The sequence below is a fragment of the Nocardia sp. NPDC050406 genome, assembly GCF_044459025.1.
Lineage (GTDB): Bacteria > Actinomycetota > Actinomycetes > Mycobacteriales > Mycobacteriaceae > Nocardia.
In genome coordinates this window covers 2,003,327-2,017,658 of record NZ_JBITIM010000002.1, presented here as the reverse complement: position 1 = coordinate 2,017,658, position 14,332 = coordinate 2,003,327, and the positions used below count along the sequence as shown (strand labels likewise).

12 protein-coding genes are annotated in these 14,332 nt (G+C 69.4%); 4 read left to right on the top strand and 8 right to left on the bottom strand.

Annotation, left to right across the window (positions count from 1 at the left end):
• Positions 1-38 precede the first annotated feature (38 nt).
• The 3 genes from ACIBH2_RS22580 to ACIBH2_RS22570 all read right to left on the bottom strand — a co-directional run bounded on the left by ACIBH2_RS22580 (position 39) and on the right by ACIBH2_RS22570 (position 2,939).
• On the bottom strand, positions 39-1,160 hold the full coding sequence (locus tag ACIBH2_RS22580; RefSeq protein ID WP_397120363.1) for a histidinol-phosphate transaminase: 1,122 nt from the start codon (positions 1,158-1,160) through the stop codon (positions 39-41).
• Positions 1,157-2,494: a histidinol dehydrogenase gene (hisD, locus tag ACIBH2_RS22575; RefSeq protein ID WP_397120361.1), complete on the bottom strand. Its 1,338-nt coding sequence runs from the start codon at positions 2,492-2,494 to the stop codon at positions 1,157-1,159. The genes ACIBH2_RS22580 and hisD overlap by 4 nt, the downstream gene beginning before the upstream one ends.
• Positions 2,495-2,651: 157 nt before the next feature.
• A complete protein-coding gene (locus tag ACIBH2_RS22570) occupies positions 2,652-2,939 on the bottom strand; it encodes a putative quinol monooxygenase (protein WP_397120359.1) in 288 nt (95 codons plus the stop codon).
• Positions 2,940-3,067: 128 nt separating this feature from the next.
• Here ACIBH2_RS22570 and ACIBH2_RS22565 point away from each other — a divergent pair, with 128 nt between their 5' ends.
• Positions 3,068-3,925, top strand: coding sequence for a helix-turn-helix transcriptional regulator (locus ACIBH2_RS22565; RefSeq protein WP_397120357.1), 858 nt, complete (start codon positions 3,068-3,070; stop codon positions 3,923-3,925).
• Between the two features lie 12 nt (positions 3,926-3,937).
• On the opposite strand, the gene ACIBH2_RS22560 is transcribed toward ACIBH2_RS22565, so the two are convergent.
• The 4 genes from ACIBH2_RS22560 to ACIBH2_RS22545 all read right to left on the bottom strand — a co-directional run bounded on the left by ACIBH2_RS22560 (position 3,938) and on the right by ACIBH2_RS22545 (position 8,370).
• Positions 3,938-4,540, bottom strand: a complete 603-nt coding sequence (locus ACIBH2_RS22560; protein ID WP_397120355.1) for a maleylpyruvate isomerase family mycothiol-dependent enzyme — start codon at positions 4,538-4,540, stop codon at positions 3,938-3,940.
• A 103-nt stretch (positions 4,541-4,643) separates the two neighbouring features.
• The gene (locus ACIBH2_RS22555) at positions 4,644-6,221 is read right to left on the bottom strand and encodes a serine/threonine-protein kinase (protein ID WP_397120353.1); all 1,578 of its coding nucleotides are present in this window, start codon (positions 6,219-6,221) and stop codon (positions 4,644-4,646) included.
• A gap of 220 nt (positions 6,222-6,441) precedes the next feature.
• Entirely contained in the window at positions 6,442-7,308 is an 867-nt protein-coding gene (locus ACIBH2_RS22550; RefSeq protein ID WP_397120351.1) for an arylamine N-acetyltransferase, read from the bottom strand.
• Positions 7,309-7,431: 123 nt separating this feature from the next.
• Complete coding sequence (locus ACIBH2_RS22545; protein WP_397120349.1) at positions 7,432-8,370, bottom strand: NAD-dependent epimerase/dehydratase family protein; 939 nt, start codon at positions 8,368-8,370, stop codon at positions 7,432-7,434.
• A gap of 256 nt (positions 8,371-8,626) precedes the next feature.
• Here ACIBH2_RS22545 and ACIBH2_RS22540 point away from each other — a divergent pair, with 256 nt between their 5' ends.
• From ACIBH2_RS22540 to ACIBH2_RS22530, 3 genes are all read left to right on the top strand, one after another.
• Positions 8,627-11,116, top strand: coding sequence for an FtsX-like permease family protein (locus tag ACIBH2_RS22540; protein ID WP_397120347.1), 2,490 nt, complete (start codon positions 8,627-8,629; stop codon positions 11,114-11,116).
• Between the two features lie 63 nt (positions 11,117-11,179).
• Positions 11,180-12,358 carry a winged helix DNA-binding domain-containing protein gene (locus ACIBH2_RS22535; protein WP_397120345.1) on the top strand — a complete coding sequence of 393 codons (1,179 nt, stop codon included), beginning with the start codon at positions 11,180-11,182 and terminating at the stop codon, positions 12,356-12,358.
• Positions 12,359-12,856: 498 nt separating this feature from the next.
• The gene (locus ACIBH2_RS22530) at positions 12,857-13,357 is read left to right on the top strand and encodes a tellurite resistance TerB family protein (RefSeq protein WP_397120343.1); all 501 of its coding nucleotides are present in this window, start codon (positions 12,857-12,859) and stop codon (positions 13,355-13,357) included.
• Positions 13,358-13,422: 65 nt separating this feature from the next.
• Here the strand turns inward: ACIBH2_RS22530 and nadC are convergent, their stop codons facing one another.
• On the bottom strand, positions 13,423-14,283 hold the full coding sequence (gene nadC, locus ACIBH2_RS22525; RefSeq protein ID WP_397120341.1) for a carboxylating nicotinate-nucleotide diphosphorylase: 861 nt from the start codon (positions 14,281-14,283) through the stop codon (positions 13,423-13,425).
• Positions 14,284-14,332 lie beyond the last annotated feature (49 nt).

Here is a 14,332-nt window from a genome sequence, read left to right as displayed (position 1 = left end):
CTGCTTCGACTCGGGCGCTTGCTGCGAACCGGGCACGGTCATCGGGTGATCACTTCCGCCGCCACCAGTTTCCGGCTGACGCGCAGGAATTCGTCGTTCTCGGCGACCAGGCCGATGGTGGCGCGCAGATAGCCGGGGATGCCGACATCGCGAATGAGCACGCCCTCGTCGAGGTAGTGCTGCCAGGCGCGCGGCGCGTCGGCGAAGTAGCCGAACAGCACGAAATTGGCGTTGGAGGGGACGACTTCGTAACCCATCTCCCCCAGCGCCGCCACCACCCGATCCCGCTCGGCGGCGAGTTCGGCGACGCTGCCGAGGGTTTCGTCGGCGTGGCGCAGTGCCGCCCGCGCGGCCGCCTGCGTCACCACGGACAGGTGGTAGGGCAGGCGGACGAGGAGCAGGGCGTCGATGACCGCGGGTGCGGCGGCGAGGTAGCCCAGCCGCCCGCCCGCGAAGGCGAAGGCCTTCGACATGGTGCGCGTGACAACGAGTTTCGTCGGATACCGGTCGATGAGGGTGATGGCGCTGGGCTCGGCGGAGAACTCGCCGTACGCCTCGTCCACCACCACGATGCCGGGCGCCGCGGCGAGGATGCGCTCCAGGTCGCCGAGCGGAATGCTGTGTCCCGTCGGGTTGTTGGGGCTCGTCACGAACACCACGTCCGGGTGGCGGTCGGCAATGGCCGCCACCGCGTAGTCGATGTCGAGGGAGAAGTCGCCGCTGCGCTTGGCCTCGATCCACTCGGTGTCGATGCCCTCGGAGATGATCGGGTGCATCGAGTACGACGGCACGAAACCCAGTGCGCTGCGGCCGGGTCCGCCGAAGGCCTGCAACAGCTGTTGCAGGATCTCGTTGGAGCCGTTGGCCGCCCACACATTCGACACGTCCACCGCGACACCGGTCTGCCGGGTCAGGTAGGCGGCGAGGTCGGTGCGCAGGGCGACGGCGTCGCGATCCGGGTAGCGGTGCAGATCGACCGCGGCCTCGCGAATGGATTCGGCGACATCGTCGACGAGGGCCTTGCTCGGCGGATGCGGGTTCTCATTGGTGTTGAGCTGCACCGGCACCGTCAATTGCGGTGCGCCGTAAGGCTTCTTGCCGCGCAGGTTGTCCCGCAGCGGCAGCTCGTCGAGGGTGGTGCGGGCACCGGGCACGCTCATGACAGCGCCCCGAACCGCACCTGGACGGCTTGGCCGTGCGCGGGCAGATCCTCGGCATTGGCCAGCGCCACCACATGTCCGGCGACGTCCTTCAGCGCCGATTCCGAGTAGTCCACGACGTGAATGCCGCGCAGGAAGGTCTGCACGCTCAAACCCGAGGAGTGCCGGGCACATCCGGCGGTGGGCAGCACGTGGTTGGAGCCCGCGCAGTAGTCGCCGAGGCTGACCGGCGACCACGCGCCCACGAAAACCGCTCCGGCACTGCGTACCCGGGCGGCTACGGCGGCGGCGTCGGCGGTCTGGATCTCCAGGTGTTCGGCCGCGTAGGCGTTCACCACGCGCAGGCCCTGGGCGATATCGTCCACGAGCACGGTGCCGGACTGCTTGCCGGACAAGGCTTCCGCGACCCGGTCGTGGTGCTTGACCACGGCCATCTGCGCGGTGAGCGCGGCGTCCACGGCGTCGGCCAGGGCCACGCTGTCGGTCACCAGCACGCTGGCGGCGAGCACATCGTGTTCGGCCTGCGAGATGAGGTCGGCGGCCACGTGCGCCGGATCGGCGGTGGCATCGGCCAGAATCGCGATCTCGGTCGGCCCGGCCTCGGCGTCGATGCCGACGAGACCGCGGCACAGGCGCTTGGCGGCGGTGACATAGATATTGCCGGGGCCGGTGATCATGTCGACCGGTTCCAGCTGGCCGCCGTCGGTGTCGGTGCCGCCGTAGGACAGCAGCGCCACGGCCTGCGCGCCGCCCACCGCCCAGACCTCCTCGACGCCGAGCAGTTGCGCGGCGGCGAGAATGGTCGGGTGCGGCAGGCCGCCGAACTGAGCCTGCGGCGGCGAGGCGACGACCAGGGAGTCCACCCCGGCGGCCTGCGCGGGCACCACGTTCATGACGACGCTGGACGGGTAGACGGCATTGCCACCCGGCACGTACAGACCGACCCGTTCGACGGGCACCCACCGCTCGGTGACGGTGCCGCCGGGCACCACCTCGGTGGTCTTGTCGGTGCGCCGCTGATCGTTGTGCACCTTGCGGGTGCGTTCGATGGCGACTTCCAGAGCGGCCCGCACGGCCGGATCGAGTTCGGCGAGGGCACGGTCGAGTTCGGCCGCGGGCACCCGCACACCGGCGGGCCGCACCCCGTCGAACTTCTCGCTGTACTCCAGCGCCGCCTCGACGCCCCGATCGCGAATGTCCTCCACGACCGGCCGCACATGATGCAGCACCGAGTCCACGTCCACTCCGCCGCGCGGCAGCGCCGCGCGCAGTTCGGCAGTGGTGGGAGTACGTCCGCGCAGGTCCACGCGGGCGAGCTCGATGCGGCTTGTCATCGCTCTGGGTAGTCCTTGTCTGTGCTGGTCTTCGAGGGGTCGGATGGACCGCCGCAACGGCCCGTGACCAGCTACCAGACTATCGGGTCGCCACCACCGGATTTCGGCCACACCAGGCTCGGTCGCCCGTCCCCGCCCGGAAGTGCGCCCGACGCCCTCATTCGGCGACCAGGCGGCGGATCACCATGGGTTCGGCGAGGATCCGGTCGAGGACTCCGCGTACGTGATCGAAGTGCGCGGTGGTGAAGTGCTGCTCCAGGGCGGCGGCACTGGTCCATTCCTCGACCAGCACCATGTGGGTGCTGTCGTTCGGGTTGGTGAAGGGCTGGTAGGTGAGGCAGCCGGATTCGGCGAGCGAGGGTTCGATCATGGCCTCGAGGGCGGTGCGGAGGCGGTCCTCGTGGCCGGGGGTGGCGCGGAATTCGGCGACGACGTGCAGTGACATGGTGAGGCTCCTAAGGTTTCGGGTTGTTCGCTTCACTGTCGTCGGGTGCGCGCGGGGTAGGCAGTGCCGCATATGCCTGGGCATGACGTGACCAGGACGATGGCGCGGCTGCCCGGGATACTGACCGCATGACCTTGGACCGACGTACCGAACTCGGCGAATTCCTGCGTTCCCGTCGCGCCCGGCTGCGGCCCGAGGAGGTGGGGCTCGTCGATCACGGCGCGCGGCGGCGGGTGCCCGGGCTGCGGCGGGAGGAGTTGGCGCTGCTGGCCGGGGTCAGCGTGGATCACTATGTGCGCCTGGAGCAGGGGCGCACCCTGCATTTCTCGGAGTCGGTACTGGACGCCGTGGCGCGGGCGCTGCGGCTGAATCCTGTCGAGCGCGACCATCTGTACCGGCTGGCCCGGCCGTGGTCGGGCGCCGAGACACCGGGTGAGCAACAGGTGCGGCCCGGATTGCGGCGGCTGCTCGACGCGGCCGCGGGCGTACCCGCCTATATCGTCGGGCGCGGCACCGCGGTGCTCGGCTGGAATCGCCTGGCCGCCGCCCTCATCACCGATTTCGGCGCGCTCCCACCGCGGGAACGCAATCTCGCCCGCCTGGTCTTTCTGGACGAGGGTATGCGCGAACTCTACGAGGACTGGCCCGCCAAGGCCGCCGATGTGGTCGCCTACCTGCGCCTCGACGCCGCCCGCAATCCGAACGACGCGGGCATCGCCGCGCTCATCGACGAATTGTGCCGGGGCAGTGCGGAATTCCGCCGCCTGTGGGAGCGCCACGAACTGAAGGACAAGACCCATGGGCGCTACGTCTACCGCCATCCCGTGGTGGGCAAGATCGACCTGGGCTTCGAAACCCTGCGCCTGCCCGACGATCCGGACCAAGCCCTGGTCGCGCACACCGTCGAACCGGACTCCCCCAGCGCCACGGCCCTGGACCTGCTGTCGGGGTGGGCCGCGGACACCATGTCGACGGCCCGGGGCTGAGGCGGCGCGAGGTCAGGGGCAACGCTGACGCAGGGTCGGCACGCCGTCACCGTCGAGGTCGTCGAGGGCGCCGGTGCGGCCGACCATGGCCAGGGCTAGCGCTTCGCCCGGGCCGCGCACCACGGGTCCCGAACCCTTCGCCCAGTCGAGATCGGTTGCCTCCCAGCGCAGGCCGCGCATGAGGCGGAAGGGGAAGGCGAAGGGGTCCGGCAGGTCGAGGACGGCGCGCATGCGCTCGGCCGGAATCTCCTTGCGGGGCTTGCCGAGTGGGCGGCGGATGTCCTGCTGGTGCACGAAGGTGTCGGACAGCGCCACGCGCGGCAGGTATTTGGTGAACCAGCCGTCCATGGTCTCGAGCTTGTCGACCAGCTGCGCGGTGGACAGTGACCGTGACTTGCGTACCAGGGCATTGTTGGTGCGGTCGACGGTTCCGCTGCGCAGTGCGATCGCCACGTAGCTGCCCAGGGGTACCGCGTCGGTGAGCATGTGCCCCACCACATCTCGTACGCGCCAGCCCGCGCAGAGCGAGGGGGCCTCCCACTCCTCGTCGGTCAGGGAGCGCAGTAGTTCCACCAGTTCGACGCGCTCGTCGGTGAGCATCCCCCGGGTATCCATACCGAAAGGCTAACCAGGCGTTGGTCTTCGGCGATAGACAGCAACGGCCAGAAACACGAGCGGCGGCGGCCCACCGGGTGTGCCGCCGCCGTCGCTGGAAGCGTTATTTGGTGTCGCTGTCGATCTGGAGCGAACCGCTGCCGTCATCGACGACGCGCAGCTCGAACGGCTTGGACTTGCCGCCGTAGGTGAGGTTCGCCAGGCGCATATCGGCGGAACCGTCGCTGTTGTTCTGCCCGCCGATATCGCGGTAGCCGTTGATCGGGTTCTCTTCCCAGTACTGCTCGAACTCGCTCTGGCTGCCGTACACGCCCTGCGCGCCCGGCGTCAGCAGGCTCCAGGCCTGGCTGTAGTTCTGGGCGAGCAGCGCGTTGTAGAAGTTCTCGATCGCGCGACCGGCCTGGCCGATGCCGACCGTGCCGACATTCTTGGCCTGGCCCAGAGCGGGCGTCTTCGGGGCGGTCTGCGGCGCGCCGGTCACCTTGGAGGTGGACGGTCCGCCCGCGGTGTCGCCCGGCTCGCCGCCGCCACCCGAATTCGACATGGCGAAGACCACGCCCGCGACCACGGCGACCACGGCCGCGAGGGCGATCCAGATGAACTTGCGGCTGGACTGGCCCTCGGCGTGCGGCTCCATCCCGGCGTGCGTGGCGGGGCCGACCTGGGCCGGGGGCCGCGGCGGCGGAGTGGATTCCAACAGCGCGGCGGCACTGACCGCGCCGGTGGGGATATCGGCATTGGCCGAGGGGCGACGGTCCAGCGGCCGGGTGGGCTGGCGCGGCGGCACCGGGCGGCGCTGCGCTTCCTGACGCTGGGGTTCGGGCTGGCGCTGCTGCGGGCGACGCGAGGCCAGCACCCGGGTGGCCTCCGCATCGGGGCCGACCTCGGCGAAATCGGCCATGCGATCGCGCACCTCGAGCATGCTCGGGCGGTCCTCCGGCTCGAACTTCAGCAGTCCGCGCAGCAGATCCTCCAGGGGACCCGCATTGCGCGGTTCGCTGAGCTGGCCGTTGGCCGCCGCGTAGAGCAGGGCGAGCGGATTCGGGTTGGTGCCGTAGGGCGGTTCGCCCTCCAGCGCGTGGAACAGCGTTGCGCCCAAGGCGAATACGTCGGCGGCCGGGGTCGGCTCCGCGCCGCGGGCCACCTCGGGGGCGAGGTAGGCAGCGGTGCCGGAGATGAGGCCGGTCGCGGTGAGAGTCACATCGCCTTTGGCCTTGGAGATGCCGAAGTCGGTGATCTTCACCGCTCCGTTGTCGCCGAGCAGGATATTGCCGGGCTTGACGTCGCGGTGCACGATGCCCGCCCGGTGCGCGGCGATCAACGCCGAGGCCACCTGCTCACCGATGCGCGCCACCTGCGGCAGCGGCAGCGTGCCCTGCGAGGAGAGCACCACCGCCAGGCTCTGCGACGGCAGGTACTCCATGACCAGGCACGGGTCGCCCTCGTGCTCGGTGATGTCGAAGACGACGATGGCGTTGGGATGCTGGAAGCGGGCGGCATTGCGGGCCTCACGGGCCGCGCGCTGTTTGACGACGTCCTTGTCGGACTGGGACAAGCTCGGTTGGGTGAGGATCTGCTTGATCGCCACCGACCGTTCCAGCCGCTCGTCGACGGCGCGCCAGACGACACCTGTGCCGCCGCTACCAATCCGTTCGACCAGGCGGTAATGCCCTGCGATCACTTGGCCGGTTTCGATGGCACTACTCCGAAGTTCTCCGCGCGAATGAATGACTGTGTCGACGCGGTTGCCCGCGTGTTTCCCCGCACGAGTGTAGCGGGCTCCACGCGTCGCGCCGACGTCAGCGCGAGATATGACTGAGATCTCGCTGAGATCCTCGTCGCATTCGGGTGATCGCGGCGTTATCAGCTGGGAAAACGTCGGCGGTGGGGTGCGGTGAGAATCACCCCGCTCGACGCGCGGGCCACTCGCCCAGCGCCAGTTTCGCGGCATCCGGGGCGTCCAGTTCGATGTCGAACGCCTCCTCGAGAACCTTCGGCAGCTCCGCCGGTTCCAGTTCGCGGACCTCGAAGGTGCCGTCCGGGTACTCGGTGGTCCAGGTGGTGCCGTCGATGACGTGATGCAGCTCCGGCAGGAAGCGCTGGATGAAGGGCCGGGTGGTGAACGGGGAGCGCGGCCAGGTGGAGACGTAGTGGTTGCCGACCTCGTAATCGATGCGGTAGGCCGGATTCACATCGACGGTGTGCCGGTCGATCCAGCCGTCGCGGCCGAAATGGTGCAGGGTCCACTGTTCGGTGCCGAGGGCGGTCGCGCCGCGCTCGAGGCGGTAACGCCATGCGCCGAGGGCGAATTCGCCGCGGTCGGCGGTCAGCTCGATGGGCTCGAGGGGGCCCGAGCCGAAGCCGACGTCGCAGAGCCAGGCCTGGCCGTCGATGACGACGCGCACCATGGCGTGGGTGGCGGCGAGCAGTTTGGGCGCGCCCATGCTGACGCGGCCGGACAGGCCGGTGAAGTCGAAGCCGAGGCGCTCGAGAGCGGCGGCGAAGAGGGCGACGTTCTCGTAGCAGTAGCCGCCGCGGCGGTGTCGGATCATCTTGTCCTGGATGGTCTCCAGGTCCAGGGGGATGCCGCGGCCGAGAATGATCTCCAGGTTCTCGAACGGCAGCGTGGTGGTGTGCGCGTGGACAAGTCGGCGCAGCGTGTCGAGGGTGGGCTCGCGGTCGCCGGTGAACCCGATGCGCGCGAGGTAGGCGTCCAGATCGAGGTCCTCGCCGAGCCAGTGGTAGGACGGGTCCCGCGGGGTTGTCATCATCGCCTCCATCTCATCGGTTTCGTTGTCGATCAACACCGTTCGGGCCGAACCTGTTCCGAGCGAGCATTCCAGCAGGTGACGAGGCGGGCACGCCATGAGTTTTCGGGGCCCGGGTGGCCGTCAGCCCGGGGCGAGGGTGCGGACACCGTCGCGGTAGGTCGGGTACTCGGGTTTCCACGCCAATTCGGCCTTGGCCTTGGCGTTGTCGAGCCGGATCGACATATCCAGCATCTGGGCGGCGACGAGCGGGGAGCCCAGGCGCAGCAGGCGCGGGTGCAGACGGAGCGGGCGGCGGGCCCCGATGGTCTCGGCCAGAGCGTCGAAGAAGGCGTCCCAGGTGACGGGCTCGTCGTCGACGATGTTGTAGGGCTGACCGCCGCGACCGCGCTCGAGGGCGGCGACGGTGGCCGCGGCGGCGTCCGATATATGGACGAAGCCGGTGTACCCGGCACCGCCCGCGGGCATCGGGAGCGCGCGGAGTTTCAGCATGCGGGTGAACATGTCGGAGGCGCCGGGGCCGTAGAACAGGCCGTAGCGCAGGGCGATGCCGTCGATATCGGGTGCTTCCCAGGCGTGGGATTCGGCGGCGCGCAGGGCGGCGAGGAAGGGGTCGGCGGCATCGCCCTGCGGACGGCCGAAGTCGGCGAGTTCGGTGACCGGTTCGGGGCCGTGGTCGCGCAGGCCGTAGCCGAGGTGCAGGGATTGGGTGAGGTAGCGGCGCGCGCCGATCGCGCGGGTGAATTCGACGAGATGGCGACTGCCGGTGTCGCGCAAGGTGTTCGTGCGCACCAGGCCGGGGCTGCGGTAGTGCGTGGGCGGGGAGTATTTGTAGGCGGTGAGTTCGTGGATGACCGCGTCGGCGGTGAGTCCGTCGGCGGCGCGCAGCAGGTTGTCGCGGTCGAGGACATCGGCGACGATCGGCGTCGCACCCCGGGCTCGGGCGGATTCGGCGCTGCGGCCGCCGCGGGTGAGGGCGTAGACGAGATGTCCGGATCGGCGCAGGGCGGCGACGAGTGGGCGGCCGATGGCTCCGGTCGCTCCTGCCACAACGACTTTCATGGCGAACCTCTCCCCGTTCGACAATGGTCCCCCTTGGCGAGCGTAGCGTCCGGGACGGGATGGGGCCGGGGCATTTGTCGCGTTTTTCGGGTCGGTCGCGGCGTAAGGGGTGCGGGAACTCGCTGATCATGGACACCGCCGGGGCGGGGTCATAGCCTGAGATCGCGATGCGGCGGCACGGGGAGGGATCGAGCGGTATGCGGGATACGAGGCGGGGAACCAGACGAGGCGATTCGACGGTTCGGCGGGTGCGGTCATGACGGCGCTGCTGGATCGGTTGCGGCTGTTCACGATTCGCGAGTTCACCGCGCATTGGGGGCGGTCCTTGGCAACGATCACCGTGGTGGCGGTGTCGGCGGCGTTTCTGGTGGCGGTGTTCGCCATCTCCGGATCGGTCACGGGGTCGGTGTCGCGGTTGGCGTCGGGGTTGGCGGGCAATGCGGCACTGGAGGTTTCGGGGGTAACGGACGCCGGATTCCCGCAAGCGGTGCGCGAGGACGTGGCGAAGGTGCCCGGGGTGGCGGCGGCGGTGCCCATGATGCGGACCAGTGTCGGCGACGGGTCGGGGCGGGTGCTGCTGTTGGGGACCGATCCGTCCGCGGCGGCACTGGACAGCGACCTGAAGGGGGCGATGCGGGCCGATCAGGTGAACGCGCTGTTGAGCGTGCCGAACGGCGTGTTGGTGGGCCCGGGTACCGGATATGCGAAAGGGGAAGCGGTCCAGCTCGGCGCGGTGCGGGTGACCGTCGCGGGTGTCCTGGACGATCCGCAGGCGGCGCGGCTCAACGGCGGGCACTATGTGATGGCTCCGCTGCCCCTCGCCCAGCGGATCGCCGGGCGGGTCGAGCAGCTCGACTCGCTGCTCGTCGTGGCGCGGCCGAATACCGATGCGGCGCAGTTGCGTTCGGAGGTCGGCGCGGCCGTGGGCGGGCGCGCGGTGGTCGGGGCACCGGCGGCGCGGGCGGCGGAGACCGGCAATGGCGTGCTCATGCTGCGGTTCATGGCGACCATGGGCGCGGGCATCGCCTTCGTGGTGTCGGCCTTCCTGGTCTACAACACGATGAGTATGGCGCTGGCGCAACGGCGTCCGGTCATCTCCATGCTGCGGGCCTTCGGCGGACGCAAGCAGACCATCATGCGGGATGTGCTCACCGAGGCGGCCGTGCTCGGGCTGATCGGCGGCATACTGGGCGGACTGCTGGGAATGGCCACGGGGCGCTTCACCATTCGGATTCTGCCGCCCGCCATCACCCAGATGGTGGATACGCGGCTGGAATACATCCTGCCGAGTTACGCGGTGCCCGTGGCGGTTACGGCCGCGGTGCTGACCTGTGTGGGGGCGTCGGCGGTGGCGGCGCGGCAGGTGTACCGGGTGGCTCCGGTGGAGGCGCTGGCGCCCGTGGGGGTGTCGCGGGCCGATGTGGTGCCGCGCTGGATTCGCTGGTTGGCGGCGGGTGTGGTGGTGCTGCTGGTCGCCGCGACGGTGCTGGTGGTGCGGGCGCAGTGGGGGATGTTCTCCGCTGTCGCACTGGGTTTCGCGTTCGGGGCGGAGATCGCCCTGGCCTTCCTGTTGACCGGGCCGATCGTGCGGGCGGCAGGTGCGGCGGCGCGGCTGTTCGGTGCGGCGGGGGTGTTGGCCAGGGTCAATATCGAGCGCGCGCCGCGACGGGTGTGGGCCACGCTCATGACCGTCACCATCGCGGTCGGGATGACGGTGACCATCACGGGTGCCAATGACGATGCCGTGCGCGGGGCGCGCGATACGTTCGCGAGCCTGTCGGACAACGATCTGTGGGCGGCGTCGACACCCGCGGATATGACGCCCACCGAACTGCTGCCGCCGGATCTGGCACAGCGGGTGGCGAGCGTACCGGGGGTGTCGCGAATATCGGAGGGGCAGTTGGCGTTCGCGTCGTTCAGCGGCACCAAGGCGCTGCTGTACGGGGTGGAGGCGGACAGCAACTACTCGATGTTCCGGGCGCTCGATCCGGAGACGGGGCGCAGGCTGTTGGCGGGTGAGGGGCTGGTGCTGTCGCGCTCGCTGGCGCAGAGCCTCGACGTGGCGGTCGGGGACGAGGTGACGCTGCAGACGCCCAGCGGTGAGAAGCGCGTTCGGATCCTGGATTCGGTGTCGTACTTCTCCGCGCTGGCGGGGACCGTGGTCATGAGTCTGCCGCTCATGCGGGAGTGGTTCGCGCGCCCCGGATTCACGACCTTGCAGATCGACGCGGCGCCCGGCACCGATATCGCGCAGCTGCGCACCGCACTGCACCAGGCGATGGGGCCCGGCGTCCACCTCTACTCCGGCGAAGAGGCACTCGACGGCATCAGCTCCTCCATGGAACAGGCCATGACGCTGGCACGCGCCATCCTGGTGATCACCGCCGTCATCGCCGCCATGGCCTTGCTCAACACCCTCATGCTCGCGCTGCTGGAACGCCGCCGCGAGTTGGGCATCCTGCGCGCCGTCGGCTCCACCCGCCGCTTCGCGCTACGCATGATCCTCGCCGAGGCGGCAGCCATCGGCGTGGTCGGCGCGGTCCTCGGCGTCATCTTCGGTCTGACGAACCAGTTCCTCTACGCCGCCATCGCCACCGACCTGCTCGGCGTAGACGTGACCGCTCGCCCCGGCCCTCTGCTCCCTGTCTTCGCCACCACCGCCCTGGTTTTGAGCCTCCTCGGTTCAATCCCTCCAGCCCTACGCGCGGCCAGACTCAACATCGTCGACGCCGTCAGCGCGGACTGACGGGCAATGGCGCGGCTGTGCGTCCGCGCGCCGAATGTCGTGGCGGGCCGCTACCATTCGCGCATGCGTTCGATGGATGTCGCGGAGCGGCGCGCTCGGCTGGCGGTTCGGCACCTGCTCACGCCCGCTGCGCGGGAGCAGGACGTGGCCGCTGTCGCGCGGGCCATGGTGGTGTTGCATGCGACCGATCCGGCGACGGTGTTTCTGTCGGTGGCGGCGCGCGGTCGGGATCTCGAGCCCGGGCATGTGGAGAAGGCGCTGTACGAGGATCGAACGTTGCTGCGCATGTTGGCCATGCGGCGGACCATGTTCGTCGCGCCGCTGGATTTGGTGCCGGTGTTGCAGGCGTCGTGCGCAGACGCGTTGGCGCACAAGCAGCGCAAAACCTATGGGCGCTTCCTCGAACAGGCGGGGGTGCTCGACGAGGATGTGAGCACCTTCTGGGCCTCGGTCGAGGAGGAGACGCATCAGGCACTGCTCGCGCGCGGCAGCGCCACCGGCGCGCAATTGAGCAAGGATGTGCCGCGCCTGCGGACGCAGGTCGACACCGCCCCCGGCAAGTCGTATTCGAAGCCGACGAATATCACCACGTGGGTGCTCGTCACGCTCGGCGCGGAGGGCCGCATCGTGCGCGGCCGCCCCAATGGCAGCTGGTCCAGCAGCCAGTACACCTGGGCTCCGATCGAATCCTGGCTGCCCGACGGGGTTCCGGCGATGCCGATCGAGCAGGCGCGGGCGGAACTGGTCCGCCGGTGGCTGCACACCTTCGGCCCCGCACCGGTGAGCGACATCAAATGGTGGACCGGCTGGACCCTGGGCGAGGTACGAAAGGCCCTGCACCACTTGGACACCGTGGAAGTGGACCTCGACGGCGTGACCGGCCTCGTCCTCGCCGGCGACCTCGACCCGGTCCCCACCCCCGACCCCTGGGCCGCCCTACTCCCCGCCCTCGACCCCACCCCCATGGGCTGGCAGTCCCGCGATTGGTACCTCGGCCCGCACGCCCCCGCCCTCTTCGACCGCAACGGCAATGTCGGCCCCACCATCTGGTGGAACGGCCGCATAGTCGGCGGCTGGGCCCAACGCCCCGACGGCGACATCGCCTACCGCCTCCTGGAAGACGTCGACCCCGAAGCCCACCCCCTCATAGAAGCCGAAGCCGCCCGCCTGCGAACCTGGTACGGCGACATCCGCCCCATCCCCCGATTCCGAACCCCTCTGGAACGCGAACTGACCGCCTGAAGCACAACGAAAGTTCATCGAGCGAAGGGAACACACATGTCGTGGAAGTGGAGTTACGAGACGGCCGATGGGTCCACGGCGTCAAGCTTGCCGCGAGAGGTTTTCACAACGCAGGCCGACGCTGAGGTCTGGTTGGGCGAAAATCATCGGGAACTTCGCGCCGCAGGTGTGTCGAAGGTGTCGCTCCTCGAGGACGGTGCGGTCGTATACGGCCCGATGGATCTCAACGAGTCCTAGTTTTTCAGAACGGCGCGAAGGTCACCGATTAGCCATCCGTCGATGACTCCCGCGTGGGTGCGCGGCGGTCGAGATCGGGGTCACGGGGCGAATCCGGCTGGGGGGCCGGGGATTCGAGGGCGGGGCGCTGTGACGGGGCCGTTTATTCCGCGCAAATTCGTGGGGTGTCCCGGGGTGCGGTGCGCTGTTAGGGTCGGCTGGTACAGCCGCATGGTCCGGGCACGGGGGTGCTGGTCCGGTCTTCTCATTTCGGAGTGTGTCATGGCCTTCCTCAACCGCATCCTCTACAACGCGAGCACCATCGGCAAACTGCTCGACAATGCGCCGAAGTGGCGGGAGCAGTTGTTGGCCAAGCGCAACGACCTGCGGGGCGGGTCGTTCCGCGACGCCACCATGGGGATCTGCGCGTTGGTCGCCGCGGCCGACGGCAGTATCGATCCGGAGGAGCGTATGCGCGTGGCGCAGCTCATCGGCAATGACGCCATCCTGCGCCACTTCCCGACCGACGAGCTGCGAAACCTGTTCGAGGACAACTGCAATCGCATCACCATGGACCCGGCCTTCGGCCGCGCCTACGTCATGCAGCAGATCGCCAAGGCCACCGGCAAACCCACCGAGGCCCGCGCCGTCGTCCAGATCGGCATCATGATCGGCAACGCCGACGGCGCCTTCGACCAACACGAGGTATCCGCCATCCGCGACGCCTGCCAAATCCTCCACCTCGACCCCCAAGAATTCGGCCTCACCACAACGACCGACTGATCGACCAGGTACCGGTGGCGGCATCGCGCGAGAGGCACGCGCCACCAGCACCTGGTCGATGGGTGTCACATGTCGAGGCCCAGGTCCAGGACGCGTACCGAGTGGGTGAGGGCGCCTACGGCGAGGTAGTCGACGCCGGTGTGGGCGTAGTCGGCGGCGGCGTCGAGGGTGAGGCCGCCGGAGGATTCGAGTTTGGTGCGGGGCGAACGGGTGTTGCGGCGTTGGACGGCGGCTTGGGTGGCCCAGAGCGGGAAGTTGTCCAGCAGGACGAGTTCCACGTCCTCGGCGAGGACGGCGTCGAGTTGTTCCAGGCTGTCGACCTCGACCTCGCATTCGATGGTCGGGTTCAGGGCGCGTACCGCGCGCAGGGCCTCGACCACCGATCCGGCCGCCACCACGTGGTTGTCCTTGATGAGGGCGGCGTCGCCGAGGCCCATGCGGTGATTGACGCCGCCGCCCACGCGCACCGCGTACTTCTGTAGCGCCCGCAGCCCCGGCAGCGTCTTGCGACTGTCGCGAATACGGCAGTCGGTGCCCGCGACCGCGTCCACCCATTCCGCGGTGGCGGAGGCGATTCCGGACAGGTGGCAGACCAGGTTGAGCATGGTCCGCTCGGCGGTGAGCAGCCCACGGGTCGGGGCGACGACGCTCAGCACCGCGTCGCCCGGCGCGACGCGGGTGCCATCCGCCACCCGCTCGGTGACCTCGTAGTTCCCCGCCCCGATCACCTCGTCGAGCACCAACAGCCCCACATCGAGCCCGGCGACCGTACCGACCTGCCGCGACACCGCGGCCGCCTTCACCGTCGCGTCGGCGGGAACCGTCGCGACAGTGGTGATATCGGGTCCGTACCGCAGATCCTCATCGAGGGCGGTGCGAATGAGCGCGACCACCTCGTCGCGGTCGAGTCCGGAATCGAGAGCCATCACTGCACTCCTAGCTCGAGGGAACGGGAGCCGCGCTCCCGTGGAGATA

What these genes read in the sequence shown, in the direction of transcription:
- ACIBH2_RS22565 (WP_397120357.1), top strand. Translation starts at nt 3,068, where the DNA reads ATGACCTTGGACCGACGTACCGAACTCGGCGAATTCCTGCGTTCCCGT.
- ACIBH2_RS22560 (WP_397120355.1), bottom strand. Translation starts at nt 4,540, where the DNA reads ATGGATACCCGGGGGATGCTCACCGACGAGCGCGTCGAACTGGTGGAA.
- ACIBH2_RS22530 (WP_397120343.1), top strand. Translation starts at nt 12,857, where the DNA reads ATGGCCTTCCTCAACCGCATCCTCTACAACGCGAGCACCATCGGCAAA.
- hisD (WP_397120361.1), bottom strand. Translation starts at nt 2,494, where the DNA reads ATGACAAGCCGCATCGAGCTCGCCCGCGTGGACCTGCGCGGACGTACT.
- ACIBH2_RS22550 (WP_397120351.1), bottom strand. Translation starts at nt 7,308, where the DNA reads ATGACAACCCCGCGGGACCCGTCCTACCACTGGCTCGGCGAGGACCTC.
- ACIBH2_RS22570 (WP_397120359.1), bottom strand. Translation starts at nt 2,939, where the DNA reads ATGTCACTGCACGTCGTCGCCGAATTCCGCGCCACCCCCGGCCACGAG.
- ACIBH2_RS22535 (WP_397120345.1), top strand. Translation starts at nt 11,180, where the DNA reads ATGCGTTCGATGGATGTCGCGGAGCGGCGCGCTCGGCTGGCGGTTCGG.
- ACIBH2_RS22580 (WP_397120363.1), bottom strand. Translation starts at nt 1,160, where the DNA reads ATGAGCGTGCCCGGTGCCCGCACCACCCTCGACGAGCTGCCGCTGCGG.
- ACIBH2_RS22540 (WP_397120347.1), top strand. Translation starts at nt 8,627, where the DNA reads ATGACGGCGCTGCTGGATCGGTTGCGGCTGTTCACGATTCGCGAGTTC.
- nadC (WP_397120341.1), bottom strand. Translation starts at nt 14,283, where the DNA reads ATGGCTCTCGATTCCGGACTCGACCGCGACGAGGTGGTCGCGCTCATT.
- ACIBH2_RS22545 (WP_397120349.1), bottom strand. Translation starts at nt 8,370, where the DNA reads ATGAAAGTCGTTGTGGCAGGAGCGACCGGAGCCATCGGCCGCCCACTC.